This is a genomic window from Mucilaginibacter dorajii (assembly GCF_024808255.1).
GTDB lineage: Bacteria > Bacteroidota > Bacteroidia > Sphingobacteriales > Sphingobacteriaceae > Mucilaginibacter > Mucilaginibacter dorajii.
Genome location: NZ_JANTYS010000011.1, coordinates 77,321 through 95,315 on the forward strand (window position 1 = coordinate 77,321; position 17,995 = coordinate 95,315).

Annotated in this window: 14 protein-coding genes; 9 read left to right on the forward strand and 5 right to left on the reverse strand. The window is 41.2% G+C overall.

Annotated elements, in window-relative coordinates; genetic code table 11:
* Positions 1 to 65 precede the first annotated feature (65 nt).
* On the forward strand, positions 66 to 1,850 hold the full coding sequence (locus tag FHS10_RS16220) for a glycoside hydrolase family 15 protein (protein WP_259092416.1): 1,785 nt from the start codon (positions 66 to 68) through the stop codon (positions 1,848 to 1,850).
* A gap of 135 nt (positions 1,851 to 1,985) precedes the next feature.
* Here FHS10_RS16220 and FHS10_RS16225 read toward each other — a convergent pair whose 3' ends face one another.
* On the reverse strand, positions 1,986 to 4,184 hold the full coding sequence (locus FHS10_RS16225; protein WP_259092418.1) for a bifunctional alpha,alpha-trehalose-phosphate synthase (UDP-forming)/trehalose-phosphatase: 2,199 nt from the start codon (positions 4,182 to 4,184) through the stop codon (positions 1,986 to 1,988).
* A gap of 183 nt (positions 4,185 to 4,367) precedes the next feature.
* On the opposite strand from FHS10_RS16225, the gene FHS10_RS16230 reads away from it, so the two are divergent.
* The 4 genes from FHS10_RS16230 to FHS10_RS16245 all read left to right on the forward strand — a co-directional run bounded on the left by FHS10_RS16230 (position 4,368) and on the right by FHS10_RS16245 (position 9,616).
* Positions 4,368 to 6,017, forward strand: a complete 1,650-nt coding sequence (locus FHS10_RS16230; RefSeq protein ID WP_259092419.1) for a hypothetical protein — start codon at positions 4,368 to 4,370, stop codon at positions 6,015 to 6,017.
* 314 nt (positions 6,018 to 6,331) lie between these two features.
* Positions 6,332 to 6,727 (forward strand): CPBP family glutamic-type intramembrane protease, encoded by a 396-nt coding sequence (locus FHS10_RS16235; RefSeq protein ID WP_259092422.1) that lies wholly within the window; start codon positions 6,332 to 6,334, stop codon positions 6,725 to 6,727.
* A gap of 125 nt (positions 6,728 to 6,852) precedes the next feature.
* Complete coding sequence (gene lepA / locus FHS10_RS16240) at positions 6,853 to 8,640, forward strand: translation elongation factor 4 (protein ID WP_259092611.1); 1,788 nt, start codon at positions 6,853 to 6,855, stop codon at positions 8,638 to 8,640.
* 94 nt (positions 8,641 to 8,734) lie between these two features.
* Positions 8,735 to 9,616 (forward strand): bifunctional 5,10-methylenetetrahydrofolate dehydrogenase/5,10-methenyltetrahydrofolate cyclohydrolase, encoded by an 882-nt coding sequence (locus tag FHS10_RS16245; RefSeq protein ID WP_259092424.1) that lies wholly within the window; start codon positions 8,735 to 8,737, stop codon positions 9,614 to 9,616.
* A 119-nt stretch (positions 9,617 to 9,735) separates the two neighbouring features.
* On the opposite strand, the gene FHS10_RS16250 is transcribed toward FHS10_RS16245, so the two are convergent.
* From FHS10_RS16250 to FHS10_RS16260, 3 genes are read right to left on the reverse strand one after another with little or no spacing between them, the layout of a single operon-like run.
* A complete protein-coding gene (locus FHS10_RS16250) occupies positions 9,736 to 10,065 on the reverse strand; it encodes a Rieske (2Fe-2S) protein (RefSeq protein ID WP_259092426.1) in 330 nt (109 codons plus the stop codon).
* 2 nt (positions 10,066 to 10,067) lie between these two features.
* Positions 10,068 to 10,766, reverse strand: a complete 699-nt coding sequence (locus tag FHS10_RS16255) for a hypothetical protein (protein ID WP_259092427.1) — start codon at positions 10,764 to 10,766, stop codon at positions 10,068 to 10,070.
* 25 nt (positions 10,767 to 10,791) lie between these two features.
* A complete protein-coding gene (locus tag FHS10_RS16260; RefSeq protein ID WP_259092428.1) occupies positions 10,792 to 11,556 on the reverse strand; it encodes a hypothetical protein in 765 nt (254 codons plus the stop codon).
* Between the two features lie 211 nt (positions 11,557 to 11,767).
* On the opposite strand from FHS10_RS16260, the gene FHS10_RS16265 reads away from it, so the two are divergent.
* The 4 genes from FHS10_RS16265 (at position 11,768) to FHS10_RS16280 (ending at position 15,572) form a co-directional block, all read left to right on the forward strand.
* Entirely contained in the window at positions 11,768 to 12,391 is a 624-nt protein-coding gene (locus tag FHS10_RS16265) for a 7-carboxy-7-deazaguanine synthase QueE (protein WP_259092429.1), read from the forward strand.
* 39 nt (positions 12,392 to 12,430) lie between these two features.
* Positions 12,431 to 14,338, forward strand: coding sequence for an OmpA family protein (locus FHS10_RS16270; protein ID WP_259092431.1), 1,908 nt, complete (start codon positions 12,431 to 12,433; stop codon positions 14,336 to 14,338).
* An 81-nt stretch (positions 14,339 to 14,419) separates the two neighbouring features.
* On the forward strand, positions 14,420 to 15,070 hold the full coding sequence (locus tag FHS10_RS16275; RefSeq protein WP_259092432.1) for a carbohydrate-binding protein: 651 nt from the start codon (positions 14,420 to 14,422) through the stop codon (positions 15,068 to 15,070).
* 22 nt (positions 15,071 to 15,092) lie between these two features.
* A complete protein-coding gene (locus tag FHS10_RS16280) occupies positions 15,093 to 15,572 on the forward strand; it encodes a hypothetical protein (protein WP_259092433.1) in 480 nt (159 codons plus the stop codon).
* An 82-nt stretch (positions 15,573 to 15,654) separates the two neighbouring features.
* On the opposite strand, the gene recQ is transcribed toward FHS10_RS16280, so the two are convergent.
* Positions 15,655 to 17,847: a DNA helicase RecQ gene (gene recQ / locus FHS10_RS16285; RefSeq protein WP_259092612.1), complete on the reverse strand. Its 2,193-nt coding sequence runs from the start codon at positions 17,845 to 17,847 to the stop codon at positions 15,655 to 15,657.
* Positions 17,848 to 17,995: the final 148 nt, after the last annotated feature.

Genomic DNA, 17,995 nt, shown 5'->3' on the forward strand with positions numbered 1-17,995 from the left:
TTACGCCAACATTACACAGGATATGTTGTTGAACAGTTTAATACGCTAAAAACGCAAGTATATATATGGAACGACATACCTACGATACCGGAATAATTGGAAATTGCGCCTTTCTGGCACACGTACATAAAAATACAAATGTGGAATGGCTTTGCTGGCCACGCTTTGACAGCACCTTCATTTTTGGAGGCCTGCTGGATAAAAAGAAAGGTGGTGAATTTTCCATACTCCCCGAAGGCGAATACACATCGCACCAGTATTACCTGGAAAACACCAATGTACTGATCACCGAAATAAGCCCGGCAAGTGGTGGTATGTACCGGGTTACTGATTTTGCGCCCCGTTTTTACCAGCACCAACGCTATTACAAACCGCTGATGCTAATCAGGAAAATTGAGGCTGTTGTTGGCTCGCCCCGGGTAAAAGTTAAATGCGAGCCGGTTTCTGAATACGGAGCGGTTAAATTAAAAGTTAACCGCGGTAGCAACCATATTCAATATTTAGGTGGCGAAGAAAATATCAGGCTTACTACTAATATCCCTATAAGTTATGTGTTTGATGAGCAGCCTTTTGTGCTTAATGAAATTAAGTATCTGGCCCTCACCTATGGCGAACCTTTGGAAGCACCTTTAAACTCGACAGCCGAGCATTTTCTGGCCGAGACTATTCATTACTGGCGTACATGGATCAAGCACTCGTCCATTGCTACCTATTTTCAACCTTACGTAATTCGCTCGGGCCTGGCCTTGAAAATACACCAGTTTGAAGATACAGGGGCCATTATTGCTGCAAGCACTACCAGTTTGCCGGAATCGCCCGGAAGTGGGCGTAACTGGGATTACAGGTACTGCTGGCTGCGCGATACCTACTATGTGATCACCGCGCTAAACCACATCGGGCATTTTGAAGAAATGGAGAAATATTTTAGCTATGTGACTGATATTTCATTTTCTGAAGATGAGCGTTACCAGCCGCTGTATGGCATTACCGGCAAAAAAGACCTGGTAGAAGAGATCCTGACCGATTTGGAAGGTTATATGGGCAACCAGCCGGTGCGGATTGGCAACCAGGCATCAGAACATATCCAGAACGATATTTACGGGCAGGTAATGATCTCGCTGCTCCCACTATATACAGATCATCGTTTTGTGTTTTCGGAGCGAAAGGATTCGGTTAAATGGATCGAATTTCTGTTAAGCAAGATAGAGCGTACGATCGACGAAAAGGACGCCGGCATCTGGGAGTTCAGGAATATGGCTAATATTCATTGCTACAGCAACCTTTTCCAATGGGCCGGCGCATCCGCGGCAGAAAAAATGGCGAGAACAATAGATAATAAAGAGCTGATTGACAAAGCTATCGCATTAAAAGACCGTGCGGCTGCACATATTGAAAGCTGTTACGACCCGGTTAGAAAAGTTTATACCAACTCGGCCGGCAGCTCAAACCTTGATGCAAGCACGCTACAGCTCATTATGATGAATTACCTCGATCCAAATTCCCAAAGAGCCAAGGATCACCTGATTGCATTGGAGAATGAACTAAGGGCGAGTAATGGCTTATTTTACAGGTATTTATATAAAGATGATTTTGGTAAGCCCAAAACCACTTTCCTTATCTGTGCGTTTTGGTATGTAGAGGCTTTAGCGAGTGTTGGCCGTATTGAAGATGCCCAACGAGAGTTTGGTAATCTGCTCAAATACTCAAATCACCTGCTGCTGTTTAGCGAGGATGTTGATGAAAACGACGGTAGCCAATGGGGTAACTTTCCACAGGCTTACAGCCATGTAGGTTTAATGAACGCTGCCTACCGGATAGCCATGAAACTGGATAGGCCAATATTTTTGTAATATGGTTTAATGTTGGAAGGTTTGAAAGTTGTAATGTTTTAAAGTGTTTTTAGCACTTTTAACATTACAACTTGTGAGCCTTCATAGTTAAACATTGCAACCTTTCAAACCTTCCAACATTAAAACCTTCTAACATTACAACATTTCAACGGCTGTATGCTTCGTAAAACTTGTAAGCAGCTTCCTAACCTCTTGCGGGTTGCGCAGGTAAAACTTAGCTGCCGATAAGTTGCTGCCTACCTTAATGGTGATAGCGGTATCCGGCAGTGCTTTAAAAATATCCTCATCGGTATAGTCATCGCCAAAAGCTATAATAAAATCATAATCTTTTCCTTCGGTTAATGTCAATGCGGCTTTGCCTTTATTGATATCCATATTCTTAACTTCCAATACCTTATCTCCAATCAGCAGTTGTAAACCTTTATCACTTGCCAGGTACTTCAGGTTGTTGATCAGTTCGTTCGCCCTAAGCTCGCCTAAGCCAGCCGGGGCCTTACGGTAATGCCAAACTAAGGAGTATGTTTTTTCTTCGATAAAAGAGCCAGGTGTACGGTCGACATAGGTTTCCAGTATCGGGTAAATATCGTGCTTCCATTGGTCGGTGAGGCCGGCTATTTTATGCCATGATGTACCATTTTGTTTAAACCATGAACCGTGTTCGGCAATCAGGTACATATCGGTATGACTAAACCATTCATCCAAATTTTCGTGCTTACGCCCGCTAATGAGCACTACCTGGTTGGCCGGATCTTCGGTAAGTTTCTGTATGATATTGTACAATTCCTTATCCGGACTTGCCTGTTCAATATTTGATCTGAAGCCTACCAACGTGCCGTCGTAATCTAAAAAGATGATCCTTTTTTTTGTTTTAATATAACGGTTAATTATGGATTGTTCAGTAGTGTTACTGGCATGCCTGGCCTGCATTGATCGTTGCATCAGCTTAACTTCTTTCAACCTATCCATAAAAATTTTAACCCAATGACTGATATTGAATTTTGCCACCAGTTGCCTCATTGGGATCATGCGCTTGCGCTGCTCTTCGGGTGGCATATTAATTGCCTGTAAAATAGCCCTGCAAACTTCACCTGTGTTATTGGGGTTTACTATAATGGCATCTATCAATTCTTTTGATGAGCCGGCCATCTCGCTCATAATCAATACACCATCATTATTTACCCTGCTGGCCACATATTCCTTGCTTACCAGGTTCATGCCATCGCGCATGGGGGTTACCAAACATACATCGGCGGTAGCATACAAAGCCGAGAGTGTTTCTATTGGAAAAGACCGGTAGTAATAATGGATAGGGCTCCAGTCCATAGTACGGTAAATAGAATTGATATTACCTACCTTTTTATCAATTTCGTCCCTTAAGTGTGCATATTGCGGCACCGTATCGCGTGAGGGTACCACGATCATATAAAGGGCGATGGTTCCTATACACTCCGGGCACAACTGCAATAATAATTCAAATGCCTGCAGGCGCTGCAAAATACCTTTGCTATAATCAAGTCTATCTACAGATAAGATCAGTTTAGTACTTTTAAAGTTGTCTTTAATTAGCTGTGCCTGTTCTTTTACATCATCCTGTAAAGGCAGCGAGGCATATTTTTTTTCGTCAATCCCCATCGGGAACGACTCAACTACAATAGACCGCTCACCGGTGGTGATAATGTTTGATGAAGTGGTAACCGGCAAAATGCGGGAGGTAGTTCCCAAAAAATGGCGTACATCATCAAACGTATGAAAACCAATCAGATCGGCACCAAGCATACCATCCAATAACTCCGACCGCCATGGGATCAACCGGAACATTTCATGAGATGGAAACGGAATATGCAGAAAAAAGCCAATAGAAACATCGGGCAAATCGTGCCTTACCAGCGCCGGTAAAAGTAATAATTGATAATCATGAACCCATATCACATCGCCCGGTTCGGCAACACTTAGGATCACATCTCTGAATTTTTTATTTACTGCCTGGTAGTAATCCCAGTTTGATTGTTTGTAGCTGGCGTAAGTTGACGAGTAATAATGAAAAACGGGCCATAACACTTCGTTCGAAAACCCTTCGTAGTATTGGTTTATTTCTTCCTGATCTAAAAAAACAGGGATAAGGCTCAGCTCTTTTAACTGTTGCGAAACTTTATCCTTATCATCCTGATCAGCAATCTCAACTCCAGGCCAACCTATCCATACGTTATTGTCTTGTTTATATATTGAACCTAAACCGGTGGCCAGCCCTCCCTCGCTTGATGATAAGCTATATTCGTCATCAGTTTTGGAAATTTTAACGGGTAATCGGTTAGATACAATTATGGTCTTGGGCATATATTAAGTATATTATTTAAACTAATACTTAATAAAGGCTTAAACAGCCAAGTTGTTTGCCAAAATCTTTTAATTACAGAACAGAAGCAAAGAACTCCCGAAGCTATACTGATTCATAATTATAGCAGCAGTAATAATTTACCTTTTAATTTGTAGATTAAGACCGAAAAATCAACAAAACAAATGACCATCCTTCTTAATTACAAGTATCTGAGCATTATTGCGGCTGTTGTGTTATTTGGGGGGCATTGCCGTTCGCAAAAGCTGTCCTCATTGAAAAATGATGAAAAAAATGTAAAGGATAGCGTTCACATTAGTAAATCTATTTTGAGTGATACTACTGCAATAGCGAACCCGGTAGCGCTGAAAAATATGTTTGGAATAAATGTTTATGAATGGAATTTTTTGCAGGATCCGGCAAACCAAAACCTTAAACATACCATTTATGAAAAAAATATGGCCATCATCAAATCATTCAGTTCGGTGCGGCACTATATAAACTGGAATAAGCTGGAAAACACCAAAGGAAATTATACCTATAACCCTACCAACAACGGTAGCTGGGATTATGATTTGATTTATACGCGCTGTAAACAGGACGGCATTTTGGTTTTAGCCGATTTAAAAAACTGCCCCAATTGGATGGAGAGCACCTACCCTTCTGATATGCAGGATAATGAAAATGTACCTGCACCATACGGCCTTGATAAAAGTAACCCGGCGTCGTACGCAGATCAGGCACGTACAGCCTTTCAGTTTGCAGCAAGATACGGTTACAATACTGCTGTAGATAGATCTTTAGTAAAAGTTGATTCCCGTCCCCGCTGGAATAATGATGAGATCAATGTAGTTAAAACAGGTATGGGGCTGATCAAGTATATTGAATGCGATAACGAACGCGATAAATGGTGGAAAGGCCCGGCCACGCAGCAAAGCCCCGAAGAATATGCAGCTAACATGTCGGCCTTTTATGATGGCAATATAGGTAAATTGGGTAAAAATGCGGGTGTTAAAACTGCCGACCCAAACATGCAGGTGGTGATGGGTGGCCTGGCTTCATGCGATGTAAACTTTGTAAACCGGATGATAGCCTGGTGTAAAACAAACCGTGGTTATAGGGCAGATGGCAGCATAAACCTGTGTTTTGACGTGATCAACTACCACTTTTATAGTAATAACGGCAATATTTTAAAACATGAACATGCCACTACCGGCGTAGCTCCAGAACTTTCCATGGCCGGACAGATAGCCGATTCATTTGTTAAACTGGCAAGCACTTTTAGTAAACCTGTGGAGGTATGGGTAACCGAATCGGGGTACGATATTAACCAGGGTAGCTATCAAAAAGCCACCTATATAGGTACCAGATCGCCAATAGAAACCCAGGGCGACTGGATATTGAGAACCTCGTTATTATATATCCGCCATGGGATTAAGCGGGTGTTTTTTTACCAGTTGCAGGATGATACACCTAATGTTGATGTACAATACGCCACCTCCGGGGTATCAGAAAACGGCAGGCCCCGCCCTGCTGCCGATTACATTTTGCAAACCAATAAGTTGATGGGTAACTACACTTATAAATCAACCATCAATGCCACCCCCCTGGTTGATAAATATGTTAACGGCAATAAGGTCATGTACGTTTTAACCATACCGGATGAAAAAGGTCGTACAGGTACTTATACACTTGATTTAGGCACTACTAAGGCGAATATTTATACTTTAAAAATCGGCGCATCATCGGCTGTTAAAACAACCGCTGTACCCGTTGCAGGTAAACTTGCGGTGGCGGTTTCAGAAACGCCTGTGTTTGTAGAAGGAATAAATTAAAGGTTTGCTTAACATATTGGGCTAAGTACTTTGTGTTCAATAGCATGTTTTACATTTTTCGATAACTCCGTTTATTGTTCAGGGCAAACGCATCTAATTGGGTTAACATAACTTAACATATTTTAAATATAAAACCATACAATTTCCTAATAATCAATATTTTATATTTTTACAAGGTTAACACTAAACTGATGTATCGCGCAATTTAGGCGCATCCAAATATTTGTGCCTGTTGTTGGCCAATACATTCCATTCGATACCCGGATTTACTTAAGCAAGCTGCTGCATTTTATGGAATTTGCATCATTGTGTGCATGTTTTCTGCATTCGTTGATGCATTTAACACCTTGGGATGGTCACTGGTGTTCGAAATTGTTTTTGCCGACACAGCGGTTATCTTCTTTGCTTACAATTGGGCCAAGAACAAACGCTTATTGGTGTGGCGAAACTTCTCCTGGCAAAAATTAGCGGCTTATGGCGGCATTGCTATGCTGGGCTCTTTTTTGGTGCATTATGCGGCAGGATGGTTAAATGTTACCATCTTTTCAAAAGAAGAGCATTACTACTCTTTTTTTGCCGGCAAATATGCCGCAATGATTTGGATCATATTTTTCACAGCCGTAACCCCTGCCCTTTTTGAAGAACTTGGGTTTCGGGGTTATCTTTTACAGATTCTATTGAAAGTAGTCGATAAGGATCAAGCTGTTTAAACAACCTGTTTATTTGAATTGTTAAAGGAATCCATCGCATATCCTGAACACTTAAATCAACGACATTGGGCTATTTAAAAACAGCCTATCAATTTATCATCCTAAAAAGCTATTTTTGCGGTTCAATGGAGCATATTCGTAATTTTTGTATCATCGCACATATTGACCACGGTAAAAGCACGCTTGCCGATAGGTTATTAGAATACACCAACACTATAACCCAACGCGAATCGCAGGCGCAATTGCTTGACGATATGGATCTGGAGCGCGAGCGGGGCATCACCATAAAAAGCCATGCCATTCAAATGGACTATGAGCTTGATGGTCAAAAATATATCCTTAACCTGATAGATACACCGGGACACGTGGATTTCTCATACGAGGTATCACGTTCAATAGCTGCCTGCGAAGGCGCATTGCTTATTGTTGACGCTGCCCAGGGTATCCAGGCCCAAACGATATCCAATCTTTATTTAGCATTAGAAAACGACCTTGAAATCATCCCGGTACTCAACAAAATGGACCTCCCAGGCGCTATGCCCGAGGAAGTTAAAGACCAGATTGTTGAGCTGATTGGCTGCAAACGTGAAGATATCCTTGCGGCATCCGGTAAAACCGGCATGGGTGTACATGATATCCTACGTGCCATTGTTCACCGGGTACCAGCCCCGGTTGGCGACCCTGAAGCACCATTACAGGCATTGATCTTCGATTCGGTTTATAACTCCTTTCGCGGTATTGTAGCTTATTTCAAAGTTGTTAACGGCGAGATCCGTAAAAACGATAAGGTGAAATTTTTTGCAACCGAAAAGCAGTACATTGCTGATGAAGTTGGTACCTTAAAATTAAAACAATCGCCCCGCGATGTGATCAAAACGGGCGATGTAGGTTATATTATCTCTGGTATTAAAGAAGCACGCGAGGTTAAGGTAGGTGATACTATTACCCGTGTTGACCGCCCTTGTGAAAGCGGCATCCAGGGTTTTGAAGAAGTAAAACCAATGGTATTTGCCGGTATTTACCCGGTTGATACTGATGAATATGAAGAGCTGCGCGAGTCGATGGCTAAATTGCAGCTTAATGATGCTTCGCTGGTTTTTGAGCCGGAATCATCGGCCGCTTTAGGCTTTGGTTTCCGTTGCGGTTTCCTGGGCATGCTGCATATGGAGATCATCCAGGAACGCCTGGAGCGCGAGTTTGATATGACGGTAATTACTACCGTACCCAACGTATCATACGTAGCTTACACCACCAAAGGCGAGCCGATAACTGTAAACAACCCATCAGATCTTCCCGATCCAAGTAAAATAGACTACGTTGAAGAGCCATACATCAAAGCCACCATCATTACAAAATCAGATTTTGTTGGCCCGGTAATGTCGCTTTGTATCCAAAAACGTGGCTACATTGTTAATCAATCTTACCTCACATCAGATAGGGTTGAATTAATATTTGAGCTGCCTATGGGCGAGATTGTTTTTGACTTTTACGATAAGCTGAAAACCATATCAAAAGGTTATGCCTCTTTTGACTATCACCAGATAGGTTACCGCAAATCAGACCTGGTGCGTTTGGATATCAGGTTAAACGCCGAGCCGGTTGATGCATTGTCATCACTGATTTTCAGAGGAAACTCTTATGATTTTGGTAAAAAGATCTGCGAGAAATTGAAGGAGTTGATTCCGCGCCAGCAATTCGAGATCATTGTTCAGGCCTCTATTGGTGCCAAGATCATTGCCCGCGAAACAGTTAAAGCTTTGCGCAAGGATGTTACCGCCAAATGTTACGGTGGTGATATTTCCCGCAAGCGTAAACTATTAGAAAAACAAAAAAAAGGTAAAAAACGCATGCGCCAGGTAGGTAACGTAGAGATACCACAATCGGCGTTTATGGCAGTTTTGAAACTTGATTAAGCCCCCCCGGCCCCCTGAAGGGGGAGTTAAGGAGGGTTATTAAATAATATTGCAAATCAAAAAGTTCCCCCTTTAGGGGGTTAGGGGGCTATACATGAGACTTCTCGACGGAAAATACGTATCAGAAAAACTTAAGGTTGAAATAGCCGAAGCAGCGGCAAAAATATTGACCGAAACAGGCCGGCAACCACACCTGGTGGCAGTTTTGGTTGGCCATGATGGCGGCAGCGAAACTTATGTTGCCAGTAAGATCAAAAATTGCGAAAAGGTTGGGTTTAAATCTACCCTGGTGCGTTTTGAGGATACGGTTACAGAAGATGAGCTACTTAAAAAGGTTGAAGAACTAAACGCTGATGCAGATATCGACGGCATCATTGTACAGCTTCCGCTACCTAAACACATCGACCCGGAAAAGGTAACCGAGCGTATTGACCATCGCAAAGATGTGGATGGTTTTCACCCGGTTAATTTAGGCCGTATGCAGCGCAACCTGCCTTCATTTATCCCGGCTACTCCCTACGGTATCACCTTGATGCTTAAAGAATACGGTATTGAAACCGCTGGCAAGCATTGTGTTGTTGTTGGTCGTAGTAACATTGTAGGTTCGCCAATGAGCATTTTGATGGCGCGTAACACTACCCCGGGTAACTGTACGGTAACCATTTGTCATAGCCGCACACCCGATATCAAAAAGTTTACGCTTGATGCCGATATTCTTATAGTTGCCATCGGTAAAAAGAATTTTATCACTGCCGATATGGTGAAAGATGGCGTGGTAGTAATTGACGTAGGTATGAATCGCGAAACATCAACCCTAACCAAATCTGGCTTTAAGCTTTATGGCGATGTTGATTTCGAAAACGTAGCCCCAAAAGCTTCCTGGATAACCCCGGTACCGGGCGGTGTAGGCTTAATGACGATTATAGGTTTGTTGAAGAACACGCTTTCTTCGGCAAATAAAGAGGTATATAAGTAAGTTTATTGGGTTAAGTAGATTGGATCAGGTTGATTGAGTTATTTATTTTAAGATATGCTAACTCAATCAACCTAATCTAACTCAATCAACTTAATCTAACTTATTCCATCCCAATCAACTCATCTAAAAACCTTATCCCAAAAGGAGCTGATTCCTACATAAATATCGTCATCCTTAATATTTACGGCATAGGTTTCTACAAAATCATTCTGCCCTTCCCCGCCCTTTCCGGTAGCCAATTCATAAGTATACCGATGGTAGGGACAAACAATTTTACCTTTCACGCATAAACCCTGGCTCAAATCAGCCCCGGCATGCGGACAGGCAGCAGCCATGGCATATATTTCTCCTTCAAAACCAACCAGGCAAACGCTTTTGCTACCTGCTTTTACTTTTTTAATAAACGGCTCTGTAGTAGGTTGAACTTCAGCGATTTTATACCACTTCATAATCAAACAAAACATGCTAAAGTAGCTTGTTTTTCTTCACTCCAGTAACCAATGTCATATATAATTCTGGATAGCATTGTTTTAATTGCTATGACATCTTTAACACCGTGCATAACCCATTTGTAAATCAGCAAATCTGCCTCAATGTCAGCTTTAAATCCCAAATTCACGAACAAATGAAGTTGACTCGATTCGAGATCGTCCGGATCATCCCCATCGACAAGATTACTTGCTTTCGTATAGATATTTAATATTTGTCCGGCCTCCATCTTAAAATCAAGATAAAACGGTTCTCCTCTGTGAGAAAAATTCAACCTCAATTTAGCAAACCTACCATCCCGTAAATCAAACAACGCATCATCAATATTTTGAGTATCGTTAAAATAGGTATTTGATTGTTTTCTTAATTGCCGAATTTCTTCTTTTTCTACAACAAGCTGTTCTTCCCAAAAAGCCTTTAAATAAATATCTTCGCCTGTCGAGTAAAAGTTCTGCATTCTTTCAAGACGGTTCTCTCTTTCATAAAAAGGATCTTTAAAACAATTGAGCATGTACAAGCGGCTATTCACCTTAATTAATGCCTGGCCATAGTGATGCACATTCAGATATTCGTGTTCCTTAATATCTTCCTGTATAAGCAATTCGAGCGATTTTTTCTCCGCCTCAAGCAATTCGATAAGTAAATCAAGTTCAGATTTCATTAAAACGGGCAAAAAAAGTCATTCGCTAAAAGTCAATCTTCAAATTCATCAGCGATGGATTTTTGATCACCTCGTCCATATTGGTGATCAGCGTTACGCTTTTTCTATCGGCAGATAATACCGCCTTGGAGTTATTGAGTCTTTTAATGGGCTTTGCAAAATTAAGGATCACTTTATAGGGCATATCTATCAGCATGGCTTTTGCCATCATAAAGGTTGATTGGGTTTTCTTTAAAAAAGCATTGAACTTGGCTTTATCAATGATGCGATAAAATTTGTGAGGGGTAATATCATAAGAGTAATAATCCTGCCCTACAATCATCTGTTTTGCATCTAAAGCTTTGCTGTTTTTAGCTCCGGTTGATAGGGCGCTCACCTGGCTGTTAAGTGCTATTTTGGATACGTTTTGAAGATAATATTTCAAATCGGCAGCGTCTTTTGCTGTATGGTTGATAGATACCTTCACAATACTTTTCTTAAGATTCATATTTACAGTAAGATCACTGCTTTTGGCCAGGGCAATTTCGGCAACACTCATCCGTTGCTGGGTGCTATCGGGCATGGCATTGTAAAAATTAAGTGAGGTATCTTTTACCAGGCTAAATTGCGGGGTTTGTTTTAAGGAGTCAGAAACCAGGTTAACCAACACAGAAACTGCCTTACTCATATCAAAACCGTAAACCACGCTACAGCTGCCATCGTTTTTAAAGGTATAATGCTCCTCGATATCAACGCATGAACTTAAACAGGTAATTGCCAGGAAAAGGATCAGGAAGTAAATTTTTTTCATGGCGGTAAAGGTTTTTAAGGGAGATTAAAATTTCATGACGCTAATTTACAATCCAAACAGATTACTTGCATGCTTACAATTGCTTAAATGTGAAATTTATTAATAATAATTCTAATCTGGCCGTTTCGTAGGGCAGCAGGCAAACGTTTTACGTTACGTTTACCATTCAGCTTTATGCTTTCGGCTTATTTAGGTACTTTTGCAAAATATTATGGCACACCAAATTCCAGACGACGGCACGCTGCTTCCTTTAATGGAAGAGTTTTACACGATACAGGGTGAAGGATACAATACAGGTAAAGCAGCTTACTTTATCCGCCTGGGCGGTTGCGACGTGGGTTGCCATTGGTGTGATGTTAAAGAAAGCTGGGATGCCGAGCTGCACCCGCTTACAGCAGCCGATATCATAGTGGCTAATGCATCTATACATCCGTCAAAAGCTGTTGTGGTTACCGGTGGCGAGCCATTGATCTATAATCTTGATTACCTTACAGATCAGCTCCACAACTTAGGTATTAAAACCTTTATCGAAACATCTGGTGCCTATCCCCTTTCGGGCGATTGGGATTGGATTTGTTTATCGCCCAAAAAATTTAAAGCGCCATTGCCACATGTAGCAGAGAATGCCCATGAATTAAAGGTGATCGTTTTTAATAAATCAGATTTTGAATGGGCAGAGTACCATGCTAAAATGGTTTCTCCAGATTGTAAATTGTACCTACAGCCCGAGTGGTCAAAATCAAAAGAGATGATTCCGCTTATTGTTGATTATGTAATGAACAATCCGCAATGGGAAATATCGCTGCAAACGCATAAATATTTGAATATCCCGTAATAATTGTAACTTACGGTATAAATTATCGTATCAAAACAGATGAGAATAGCTTTCCTCTCTATCTTGTTATTTTTCCTATCTGTTACAGCCTGGAGTCAGCAAAGGCAGTATTCTACCAAAAACAGCGAAGCCATAAAATACTTTGCCCAGGCAGGACAAAACATTGATGAGCATTATTACGATGATGCTATTGATAACCTGCTAAAAGCGATTAATGAAGACTCTAAATTTGTAGAAGCACACGCGCAACTGGGAGACGTGTACCGTACGCGCCATATGTACAAGCAGGCAATTGAGCAATACTTGAAGGTGATTGACCTTAATCCCGAATTTAATCGCGGTATCTACCTTAAAATTGGCGAAACAGAGATCTACGAAGCTAAATACCCCCAGGCGCAGCAGCACCTCGAAAAATACCTTACTTACCCTGATATCACACCTCAAAACAATGAGTTTGCGCAAAAGCTCATCACTGATGCCAAATTCAGTATCCAGGCTATACAGCACCCGGTTCCGTTTAAACCCATTAATATGGGACCTAACATTAATACCGCCTATGATGAATACCTGCCTGTTGGCACTGCAGATGAAAGCATGCTGATATTTACCCGTAAAATTAATAACAACGAAGATTTTTATAAAAGCCTGAAGATAAAAGGCAAATGGGACACCGCCACCTACTTAAGCAGCAGAATTAATACTGATCAATACAACGAGGGTGCGCAGTCGCTATCTCAGGATGGAAAATTCCTGTTCTTTACGGGTTGTAACCGCCCCGACGGACTTGGTCGCTGTGATATTTATATTTCAAAAAAACTGGGTGACGATTGGGGGAAACCTTTTGACCTGAGTGCTCCTGTAAATACATCGGGCTGGGAATCGCAGCCATCGATAAGTGCCGACGGACGCACGCTGTATTTTGTAAGCAACAAAAAAGGTGGCTACGGTGGGTACGATATCTGGAAGTCGACCTTAACAGACAAGGGCTGGGGCGAACCTGAAAACCTTGGGCCAAACATCAATACAGCTTATAATGAGCAGTCGCCGTTTATTCACCCGGACGATAGCACCTTATACTTTTGTTCAAACGGATGGCCGGGTTTGGGTAATAAAGATTTATTTGTTAGCAGATTGGGAAAAGATGGTAAATGGCAAAAGCCACAAAACCTGGGCTACCCTATTAATACCAATGGCGATGAAAACGGCCTCACGCTTACAGCCTACGGTACCTATGCTTTTTTCGCTTCAGACAATGCTAACCTGGGCGGCTTTGGCGGCTATGACATTTATACCTTTGAGTTGCCGGCAAATCTTCGTCCGCATATTGTTACCTATGTAAAAGGCAATGTGGCCGATGCAAAAACCAAAGAACCGCTGGAGGCGGCTGTGGAGATCATTGACCTGGAAAAAAACAAACCCGTTTACCAGGATTACAGCAACCAGGATGATGGCGATTTCTTAGCCACCCTAACAACAGGCAAAGACTATGCTTTAAATATCTCTAAAAGCGGATACCTGTTTTATTCGGCAAACTTTTCACTTATTGGTTATAAGGAGCAAAAGCCTTTTCACATCAAAGCATTGCTGGAGCCTATTGAGGTTGGCAATAAAGTTATCCTGAAGAATATTTTCTTCGATACCAACAAATTCGACCTCAAAAGAGAATCAAAAACGGAGTTAACAAAGTTGATAGAGTTTCTTGCTGTAAACCCAACCGTTCACATCGAGATATCGGGCCATACCGATAATGTGGGTGCCGATCTGGCCAATCAAATCTTGTCTGAGAACCGTGCTAAATCTGTTTATCAATACTTAATAAGTAATGGTATCCCTGCCGCGCGCCTGGTATATAAAGGCTATGGCAAAACGCAGCCTATAGCGCCAAACGTAACAGAGGAAGATAAAGCTTTAAACAGGCGGACGGAATTTATGATCATCGCTAAATAACGTCTTCAATATCGGGTGATGTTTTTATGCGATAGGTGCTTTTCTATCTGCTATATTAGCGCTATCAACCAAAGCTAAACCATGAAACCTCTTTTGCTTTTCGCAATTTGTATTGCCTTATTTTGCTGTGCTTTTATCGCCCAAACTACCAATGCCGGCAAACCCTGGCAAAATAAAATGCAACAACTCCCCGGTAAACTGGAATGCGAATTATATAACACCGGTGGCGAAGGCGTAGCTTATCATGATTCCGATAGTGCCAATAATGGCAGTGGTAAACTTAATCCGGCCAACGGGACTTTTTTAAACGAGTTTAGGATGAAGGAAGGGGTTGATATATCCTACACCAAAGCACATGACCATATTGATGATAATCCTTACAATAAAGTTAAAAGGGATATGAACCAATTTTACGTAGGTTGGACACAACCTGGTGAATGGATTAATTACACCGTTAAAGTAACCAAAACGGGCAGCTATCCTATCGGCCTAATGTACACTGCTAACGGCGATGGTGCTATATCCATTGATATAGATGGTAAAGATGCCACCGGCCCAATGAAGATCACCTCTACTCATAACGATCAGGACACCATAGCATGGAGGCAATGGCATCATTGGAACAGTTCGCCAGCGATAGGCTCAATTATGCTAACGAAAGGTATACACGTGCTTACCTTGCATATTGTAGCCAATGGAAATATGAATTTAGACTACCTGGAAATCAAATAGAAAAATAAAGAAGATATCAAAAATGCTAAAACTTTATAAACAATCAGGTGATCAAATTTTATATTGGGAAACCTGGGACAAAGATGCTAAAACAGGCATAGTACATTGGGGTATTGTTGGTACTCCAGGACAAAACAAAGAGGTAAAATCCAGACTATTATCGAGCAATAAAAAACAAATTCAAAGCGAGATAAATATGATGGTTAAAGATGGATACGAAGAAGTAGACATTGATGATCAATATACTTTACTCATTGAATTTAAGATCGATGGAATGGGCAATGCAGATGATATTGCTAAAAGAACAAGATTACAGAACAAAATGGATCACACCTTAGGTTGGACAGGACTTGGTCATTGCGATGGAGGAAGCATTGGTAGCGGAACAATGGAGGTTTGTTGCTTTGTGATTGATTTTGATATAGCAAAATCAGTTATAATCAAAGATTTGGAAAATACTGAGTTTTCTGACTATACTAGGATTTTCGACGAGAACGAATAGCTTCCTAATCATGTAACTTATCAAAACCAAAACACCTTTGAAAGTGAGTTCAAAGGTGTTTTGGTTTTATTTCATGTTAATATCAATTCCCCATTTCCGACAGGAATTTTATCCTCATCAATTGTACTTCTTCGCGGGTATAATCATCGTTGCCTAACTCGGCAAGAGCATCGTCGATAGAATCAGCTTCGGCAGTGCGGAAGTAATCAAAAACTTCTTCCTGCTTGTCTTCGTCTATCACCTCATCAATATAATAATTAAGGTTGAGTTTGGTGCCCGAGTTTACAATAGTTTCTACTTCTTTCAGGATCTCTTCGTAGGTTAATCCTTTAGATGCAGCTATATCATCCAAATTTAAATGACGATCAATATTTTGAATGATGAAAACTTTTAATGCCGATTTGTTCGCCGCACTTTTGATCACCATATCAACCGGACGGTCGATATCATTATCTTCCACGTATTTCTGGATCATATCCGTAAACGGCTTACCAAACTTAAGGGCCTTACCGGCGCCAACACCCGAGATATGTTTTAACTCTTCGGTATTGATTGGATAGTGCGTACACATCTCCTCTAACGATGGATCCTGAAAAATCACGAACGGTGGCAACCCCTTTTGCTTGGCCAGCCTTTTACGCAGGTCTTTAAGCATCTGCAATAATTGGGTATCCAATGCGCCGCCGCCTGTTTTAGGGCCATCGGCGTCATCATCGTCGTCGGTACCTTCTATTACCTGGTTCATCACAAAACGGATGCTGTGTGGATTTTCAATAAAGGAGTTGCCTAATTTGGTTAACCTGAGCAAGCCGTACTGGTCAATGTCTTTTGACAGGTAATTATTAAGCAAAGCCTGTCTTAAAAGGGAGTTCCACAAATTACGGCCGAGTTCTTTGCCCGATCCATAATAATCAAGCGCATCATGCTCGTAATTTTTGATCTGAGCATTCTCTTCCCCTAACAAAATGTTGATGATGTGGTGATCGTCAAACTTTTCGCCTATGTGTTTAATCAGGCTTAACGCTTTATGTAAATGCTCTTCGCCATCAAAATGCTCTTTGTGACCGCAGCAATTATCGCACATGTTATTACAGCCCGCCTCGTTAAAGTTCTCGCCAAAATAATGCAACAATTGTTTACGCCTGCAAACAGATGATTCGCAATAATCAATAACTTCTTTTAATATCTGGGTGCCTATTTCGCGTTCTGCAACAGGTTTATCCTTCATAAACTTTTGCAGCTTGTCAATATCTTTTTCAGAGTAAAAGGCCACACAAACACCTTCGCCGCCATCGCGGCCGGCACGACCGGTTTCCTGGTAATAGCCTTCCATACTTTTAGGCACATCGTGGTGAATTACATATCTAACATCCGGTTTATCAATCCCCATCCCGAAGGCTATAGTTGCCACAATCACATCAACATCTTCCATCAGGAATTTATCCTGTGTATCAGCACGCACTTTAGGGTCTAAACCGGCGTGGTATGGCAAAGCCTTTACGCCGTTTAAGTTAAGGGCTTCTGCAACCTCTTCAACTTTTTTGCGACTTAAACAATATATGATGCCAGATTTTCCCTGGTTTTGTTTTACAAATTTTACTATCTCTTTTATTACGTTACGTTTGGCACGTACTTCATAAAAAAGGTTCGACCGGTTAAACGACGATTTGTAGATGGTGGCATTGTTCATCTGCAGGTTTTTTTGAATATCCTGCTGAACTTTTGGTGTAGCTGTAGCTGTTAAGGCGATGATTGGGATATTTTCGCCAATATTACTGATCACCTGGCGAATCTTACGGTATTCGGGCCGAAAATCATGCCCCCATTCCGAGATACAATGCGCTTCGTCTACCGCTACAAATGATACCTGATTTAAACGTAAAAAGTCGATATTTTCCTGCTTGGTTAATGATTCGGGAGCTACATACAATAACTTTGTCTTACCGGCTAAAACATCTTCTTTAACGCGGCCTATATCGGATTTAGTAAGTGAAGAATTTAAAAAATGGGCTATACTATCTGAGCCACCGAAGGCCCTTAACTGATCTACCTGATTTTTCATCAGGGCGATCAATGGAGAAATTACTATTGCAGTGCCATCGCTCATTAGCGCAGGTAACTGGTAACACATTGATTTACCACCACCTGTAGGCATGATTACAAAGGTGTCATTGCCGCTCAGGATATTAGTGATAATCGCTTCCTGCTCCCCCTTAAAGTTGTCGAATCCGAAAAAATTCTGGAGGTTATCAAATAGCGACTTCTTAGTTTCTATCATTATCTTAAATAATCTAAAGTCCGATTTAAAAGTTTAAAGTAACAAAATTTTCTGAATAAACGAGGGATTTACTTTTAAATTTTATACTAATATGATTATTAAATGAAAAACATTTTGTTTACTTACCGTGTCCAAATTATTAACA